The organism is Sphaerochaeta sp. (genome assembly GCF_050178175.1).
Taxonomy (GTDB): Bacteria; Spirochaetota; Spirochaetia; order Sphaerochaetales; family Sphaerochaetaceae; genus Sphaerochaeta.
In genome coordinates, this window is sequence record NZ_JBFXGH010000128.1 from 1 (window position 1) to 5,668 (window position 5,668).

A 5,668-nucleotide genomic window follows, 5' to 3' on the forward strand; every position below is an offset into this window, starting at 1 on the left:
AATATCTGGACGATATACATAATCATGGCTGTTTCTTTCTCCACGAAGAATCATTATCTGGAAACGTCTCCTGGCTTACGACTCTTCTTACTGACAGGCCTTCTCATCCCCGAAGGGACAATGGCATCGTCTGCTTTCATCATCGATTACAGTGGCGGGACCGCCGGGGAATCACACCCCGTTCCGTTTTTCCAGATCCAGCAAGTAGCATAGTAAGCGTAGAATTGGGGTTGGTCAAGGCTGCCCAGGGGAAACTATTGTCCTCTTCTTGCTTTTTATACTATTGGGTTCCTATACTGAAGATAGATTAGTGAGGAGGAGCAGTCTATGCCAGGAAGATTCATTATCACCAAGACCCCAAAGGGGTTCTATCGGTTCAGCCTTCAAGCTGCAAACTATCAGACGGTCCTTACCAGCAAGAACTACTCAAGCCTTGCAACCTGCAGGGAAGGTGTGGAGACAATCAAGAAGAATGCCCTTTCCCCGATAGAGGACCAGACCCTTCAAAAACCGGGTCCTTCGCTAAAATACCCAAAGTATGAGGTGTATTTTGACAGCGCTGGGAAATATCGATACCGGCTCTTGGCTTCAAACGGCTTGAATGTTGCGATGGCTGAGGACGGGTATTCCACCAAGGCAGGTTGCCTGAACGGAATTGAAGCCATCAGCAGGGCAGCCGTTGATGCCCAGGTGGATGAAAGCGCTCTGCTGAACTGATCACTGTAATTGCTAAATGAAATCTTGAGGTCGTCTTTTTCTATACATGACGTCCTGTTGCTTGTTGTGCTGAGGCGTTGCAACTTCCTGTTGTTTTTATCATAATGCCTAGCTATATATGAAATACCGAATACCGTTACTCTCAATATTACTTATAGGGATCTCTTTGTTGTTCGTATCCTGCGACAAACCTGCGCCCGAACCAGAGTCGCAGAGTTTTCTCATGCTGGGAACCGTCTGCACGATTACCATCTACGACCACCCCAGTGAGGAAGCGTTCTCTGCTGCCTTTGACCGGATCAGGGAGATAGAGAACCATATGAGCCTTCACACAGACTCCAGTGAGATTGCCTTGGTGAATGCCAATGCCGGTAAGGAAGCCGTACAGGTTTCTCCTGATACCTTTGCAGTAATCGAGAAAGCACTTGAGATAGCCCGCCTGAGTGAGGGGGCATTCGACCCGACCATTGCTCCTCTGGTACAAGCCTGGGACATTGGTGGGGAAAATGCGAGAAGACCTCCCGATGAGGAGATTGCAGCCTTGCTTCCCTTGGTTGACTACACCAAAGTCATCCTAGAGCCGGAAACGCGTGAAGTATATCTGCCCGTAGAGGGAATGGCGCTCGACCTTGGAGGTATCGCCAAAGGATATGCAGCTGATGAGGTAAAGCAAATTCTTCTTGATCATGGAGTTGATAAGGCAATCGTGAATCTCGGGGGAAATGTCCTGACGCTGGGAAGGAAGGTTGATGGATCCCTCTGGAGAATTGGGATTCAGGACCCAGATGATGGCCGGGGTGCCTATGTGATGATTGTGGAGCTCGATGATACCTCCTTGGTTACCAGTGGACCATATGAGCGATTCCTCGAGCTTGAAGGGGAAATATACCATCATATCCTGGACACCACGACCGGGTTTCCTGTAGAAAGTGATTTCACCAGTGTAAGTATCATCACCCAAAGTTCTTTCCTGGCAGATGCACTTTCCACCAGTGTCTATGCGTTGGGGTATGAGAAGGGCATGGACCTGATCAACAGCCTTGACGGCGTACAAGCAGTATTCCTCACCGATGACAAGGAAGTGGTACTCAGCGAAAAAGCATCTGATGGTGAACTCAGATATTTCCTTACAGATGAAACGTATCGCATAAAAGAGTAGGGGCAAACCCTTGTGGAACCAGCTAGGCTGTCCATACAATGTGCATATGATTTGTTCAGCAATCCCTTCATCAAGAATCTTCCAAAGAAACGAACCAGCAAGGATGTCTTGCCATGGATGCAAGGATGAAACAATCACGAACTTGATGTATTTGGGATTAATTGGTCATATCGGTAATGAGTACTTGAATATTTGCTGATATTAGTAGTTTAATGAAGAAAATTGAAGTATATAAGTAATTAACATATTGGAGGATGATATGACCGGTACACATCAGGAAATATCGTACATTGTTCGTGAGCCCCACCAGAAGAACACCCGCCTGGCTGAGGAACTCTTTTCCATGAAACAAGCCCAGTGTTCCCGCCGATTCCATCGACAAATTCCTGGCTACAGAATGAGTCCACTGCAGGGGTTGCCCAATCTGGCAGCAATGTTTGGTGTAGGCGGTATCTGGACCAAGGATGAGTCAAGTCGCTTGCAGTTGAACAGTTTCAAGGTCTTGGGAGGTTCCTTTGCCCTGTATCGATATCTCCAGAAATTGCTGGGTCTCTCCGGCCCTGACACATCCTTTGAGTATCTTGCCAGCCAGGAAGTCAAGGATAAGGTTGGTGATCTTACCTTTGCCAGTGCAACCGATGGGAACCATGGACGGGGAATTGCGTGGGCGGCAAAACGCCTGGGCTTCAAATGTGTCATCTACGTTCACTCTGGAACAAGTACACGACGCATTGATGCAATCAAGAGCAATGGAGCAAAGGTCGTGATCGTGGACGGCAACTATGATGATGCTGTACGACAGGTTGCTGCAGATGCAGAGGCGAACGGTTGGATCATTATCAGTGACACAAGCTGGGACAACTATACAGAAATCCCCACCTGGATCATGCAGGGTTATCTTACCTTGCTTGCAGAAACCCAGGAGCAGTTCACCGGTGTCGGTATTGTGAAGCCGACCCATCTTTTCATACAGGCAGGTGTTGGTGCCTTGGCAGCCTCAGCAATTGGGTTCTATCATGCGCTCTTTGGGCAGGATGCACCGAAATGTATCGTAGTTGAGCCGGACAAAGCGGCCTGTATCTATGAAAGTGCGCTTGCCGGGGATGGGAAACCTCACTCTGTTGGGGGTGCACTCGATACCATCATGGCCGGGCTTGCCTGTGGAGATCCGAGTCCCATCGCATGGGAGATTCTCAAAGAGGATGCTGATGCATTCATCAAGGTCCCAGATTATGTAGCTGCAAAGGGTATGAGAATGTATGCAACGCCGCTCAATGGCGATCCCCTCATCATCAGTGGAGAGAGTGGGGCTGTGACGCTCGGTGCCTTTGCCTCAATCATGCAGTATTCAGGACTCAAAGAGCTGAAGGACGCACTGGGCTTGGATGAGGAGAGCCAGGTGCTTTTCATCAATACAGAAGGGAATACCGATCCAATCCACTTCCGCCAGATTATCTGGGAAGGTGCCAATCCCGTTCCCAAGGAGTATTGGCATAATCTGTAGAAACAACAATGCCTGCGTGTAGATAAGAAGCCGTCGCAACTGCGACGGCTTCATTGGCTAAGAGAGATTTTGTGTTATTGCATCAGTCCTCTTCATAGAGTAGGTCGAATGACTCACTCTTTGGAGGGAATGCCTTGCTGAAGATCAGGAAAGCCACCAGGCTCACCAACAGCTCGGGAATTATGTTGTTCACTCCAGGGATGGAGGGGATGATAGCCGTATCCATCAGGAAGAATACGATACTTCCACTGAGTATCGATGCAGTGGAGCCTGCGCTGGAGGACTTTTTCCAGAAATGGCCCCTTACATAGGGGAAAAGGTACCTGCTGCTCTCAGGGTGAAGGAGAATGCAAGGTGTGTGAGGATATTGCCGTGACCAGACTGAAGAGGGCAATGACCACCATGGTGATCTTGGTCACCCGCATGACCTGCGCACTTGAGGCTCCCTTATGGATGAATACCTTGTACAGGTCGTTGCCGAAGATGGAACCTGCGCCAAGCAGATCACTGTCTGCCTAGCTCATCGTCGCACTGATGATGCCGGCAAAGAGAATACCGGTTACTACTGCAGGCATGGATGCCACAGCCAATGAGGGAAGTGCATAGCGGCTATTGCCAGATAGTGCGTCAACCACATTCCCATCGAGCAGGTTCTGGTTGAACAAGCTGAGCATGGCCAGGCCAAGGATAACCGGGATGAAGGCAAAGAGGAAGTTAACGATTGCTGCAATGATTGAGCCTTGTACAGCGGCTTTTCCGCCACGTGCTGCATAATAGCGGGAGACAGCTTCCTGACCGACGGAGAAGGTGGCTACATACATGATGACAAAGCCAATAATCTGGCCCCAGCCTCCAATACCTTCAGTGAGGCTGAAATGCTCAGCTGGTACTGTTTGTTTGACTGTTGCCCAGCCGCCGGCCAGTTTGAGGGCATAAGGAACGGCTACTACCATACCGATAACGATCAGGAAAACCTGGATGAAGTCGGTGAGGGTGACAGACCAGAGACCACCCATGGCTGCATAGACAGTGATAACAATGGTTACAAGCGAAAAATTATGTACAATCTTTGGTCAAGCCAAGCTCTTGTACCATACATTCATACTCTCGATAGTTCCTGCAATATGGGTATTGTTGTGTAATCTGCCACCATAGGTGTAGCCGGCCTTGGCGAAGGTGATGTTCATACCAGGCGAGATAGCCCTTGCAATGGTATAGGCAGTAAGAATTCCTCTCTCCCTGAGCTCATCTTCCAGGAATGCAAGCAAGTGGAGGGCATACCCGTTGCCACGCTTGTTGGGTAGGGTGGCAAAATCAGTCATCTCAGAGAAACGTTCATCTTCCTTGAAGCTGCACTCTCCTGAGGCCAGCGCAACAAGATTGCCATCCTCCTCAATCCCAGCGTAGATGGTACCCTCATCCATGGTTTTCATGATGAACGAAGGGTCATCAATTGCAAAGGGGTAGGAGTCGAAGACCTTGCCGTAGATTGTTGCCATTGACACAGCATCCTCTTTGGAGCACAGACGTACAGAGTACTTCCGCCTTGGTTTCCTTCGCTTAGCAGAGAGAGCCAATGCAAGCACGCTTTCATATGCAGAACAGAGGTTCTCCTCCTGGCGCTTCCTGTCAAGGAACTTTCCCAGGAAGAGCCCTTCTTCCTCGCCGTGAAAGAGCTTTTCTGCCGTTGCCTCGATCAGGAATCCCGCGTCCAGGAATGGCGCGGAGATAGAGCGGGGAATCTTGGTGAAAATCTTCCCGTAACCGTTTTCTTCTGCCAATTTCACCAATTTGGGAACCAGCAGCGAAACATCAGCAGTGCCCGGATCCATCAAGTAGATCCGGTCATTGCTCTTTCCATGCTGCACAAGCGCCCCATCCAGATGCACTAAGGTGTCGTTCATATCACCCATTCCTAGCGCTCCTCTACACTGTTGGCTTCAGCATATGCCTCGCTTATCGATACATGCCCCTCAGGAGTCAGGGAGTAACTGTCATCGTAATCCGCCAAAAGCTTCTCAATACCGTGTGCCTTGAACTCATCACTGTCATCCAGTTTCAACTCAAGGGTGCATTTTTCACAATTACGATCGCACATAACTGAGGAATAGTTATCCGGCTCACGGTATGTCGTGATGACACCCTCGAAGTTACGAAGAATCACCTTGTTCGTGGACCAGGAGAGAATGTAGTTGGGCATGATGGGAATCTTTCCACCACCGCCTGGTGCATCGATGACATACGTGGGTACACAGAAACCACTGGTATGGCCCCTGAGGCTCTCCATG

Annotated in this window: 7 protein-coding genes, 1 pseudogene and 1 riboswitch; of the genes and pseudogenes, 4 read left to right on the forward strand and 4 right to left on the reverse strand. The window is 49.5% G+C overall.

Features of this window, described 5'->3' with window-relative positions; all coding sequences use genetic code 11:
- Positions 1 to 42: 42 nt before the first annotated feature.
- A riboswitch (cobalamin riboswitch) is annotated at positions 43 to 217 on the reverse strand.
- Between the two features lie 110 nt (positions 218 to 327).
- The 3 genes from AB7S66_RS10870 (at position 328) to AB7S66_RS10880 (ending at position 3,380) form a co-directional block, all read left to right on the forward strand.
- A complete protein-coding gene (locus AB7S66_RS10870; RefSeq protein WP_428519921.1) occupies positions 328 to 717 on the forward strand; it encodes a YegP family protein in 390 nt (129 codons plus the stop codon).
- 223 nt (positions 718 to 940) lie between these two features.
- Positions 941 to 1,876, forward strand: coding sequence for an FAD:protein FMN transferase (locus tag AB7S66_RS10875; protein ID WP_428519923.1), 936 nt, complete (start codon positions 941 to 943; stop codon positions 1,874 to 1,876).
- A gap of 259 nt (positions 1,877 to 2,135) precedes the next feature.
- On the forward strand, positions 2,136 to 3,380 hold the full coding sequence (locus AB7S66_RS10880; protein WP_428519925.1) for a diaminopropionate ammonia-lyase: 1,245 nt from the start codon (positions 2,136 to 2,138) through the stop codon (positions 3,378 to 3,380).
- A gap of 82 nt (positions 3,381 to 3,462) precedes the next feature.
- On the opposite strand, the gene AB7S66_RS10885 is transcribed toward AB7S66_RS10880, so the two are convergent.
- Positions 3,463 to 3,606, reverse strand: coding sequence for a hypothetical protein (locus AB7S66_RS10885; protein WP_428519927.1), 144 nt, complete (start codon positions 3,604 to 3,606; stop codon positions 3,463 to 3,465).
- 146 nt (positions 3,607 to 3,752) lie between these two features.
- On the opposite strand from AB7S66_RS10885, the gene AB7S66_RS10890 reads away from it, so the two are divergent.
- Complete coding sequence (locus AB7S66_RS10890) at positions 3,753 to 3,899, forward strand: hypothetical protein (protein ID WP_428519929.1); 147 nt, start codon at positions 3,753 to 3,755, stop codon at positions 3,897 to 3,899.
- Here the strand turns inward: AB7S66_RS10890 and AB7S66_RS10895 are convergent.
- The 3 genes and pseudogenes from AB7S66_RS10895 to AB7S66_RS10905 form a co-directional block, all read right to left on the reverse strand.
- Positions 3,896 to 4,396 (reverse strand): sodium:solute symporter family transporter, encoded by a 501-nt coding sequence (locus AB7S66_RS10895; RefSeq protein WP_428519931.1) that lies wholly within the window; start codon positions 4,394 to 4,396, stop codon positions 3,896 to 3,898. The genes AB7S66_RS10890 and AB7S66_RS10895 overlap by 4 nt on opposite strands.
- Before the next feature lie 57 nt (positions 4,397 to 4,453).
- Positions 4,454 to 5,284 (reverse strand): putative beta-lysine N-acetyltransferase, encoded by an 831-nt coding sequence (gene ablB, locus AB7S66_RS10900; protein ID WP_428519933.1) that lies wholly within the window; start codon positions 5,282 to 5,284, stop codon positions 4,454 to 4,456.
- Between the two features lie 11 nt (positions 5,285 to 5,295).
- Positions 5,296 to 5,668, reverse strand: a pseudogene (locus AB7S66_RS10905) (lysine 2,3-aminomutase); the annotation flags it as partial.

Bases quoted from the DNA above. Each gene is read 5' to 3' on its own strand.
- AB7S66_RS10870 (WP_428519921.1), top strand. From the start codon at position 328: ATGCCAGGAAGATTCATTATCACCAAGACCCCAAAGGGGTTCTATCGG.
- AB7S66_RS10875 (WP_428519923.1), top strand. From the start codon at position 941: ATGCTGGGAACCGTCTGCACGATTACCATCTACGACCACCCCAGTGAG.
- AB7S66_RS10880 (WP_428519925.1), top strand. From the start codon at position 2,136: ATGACCGGTACACATCAGGAAATATCGTACATTGTTCGTGAGCCCCAC.
- AB7S66_RS10885 (WP_428519927.1), bottom strand. From the start codon at position 3,606: ATGGATACGGCTATCATCCCCTCCATCCCTGGAGTGAACAACATAATT.
- AB7S66_RS10895 (WP_428519931.1), bottom strand. From the start codon at position 4,396: ATGGGTGGTCTCTGGTCTGTCACCCTCACCGACTTCATCCAGGTTTTC.
- ablB (WP_428519933.1), bottom strand. From the start codon at position 5,284: ATGAACGACACCTTAGTGCATCTGGATGGGGCGCTTGTGCAGCATGGA.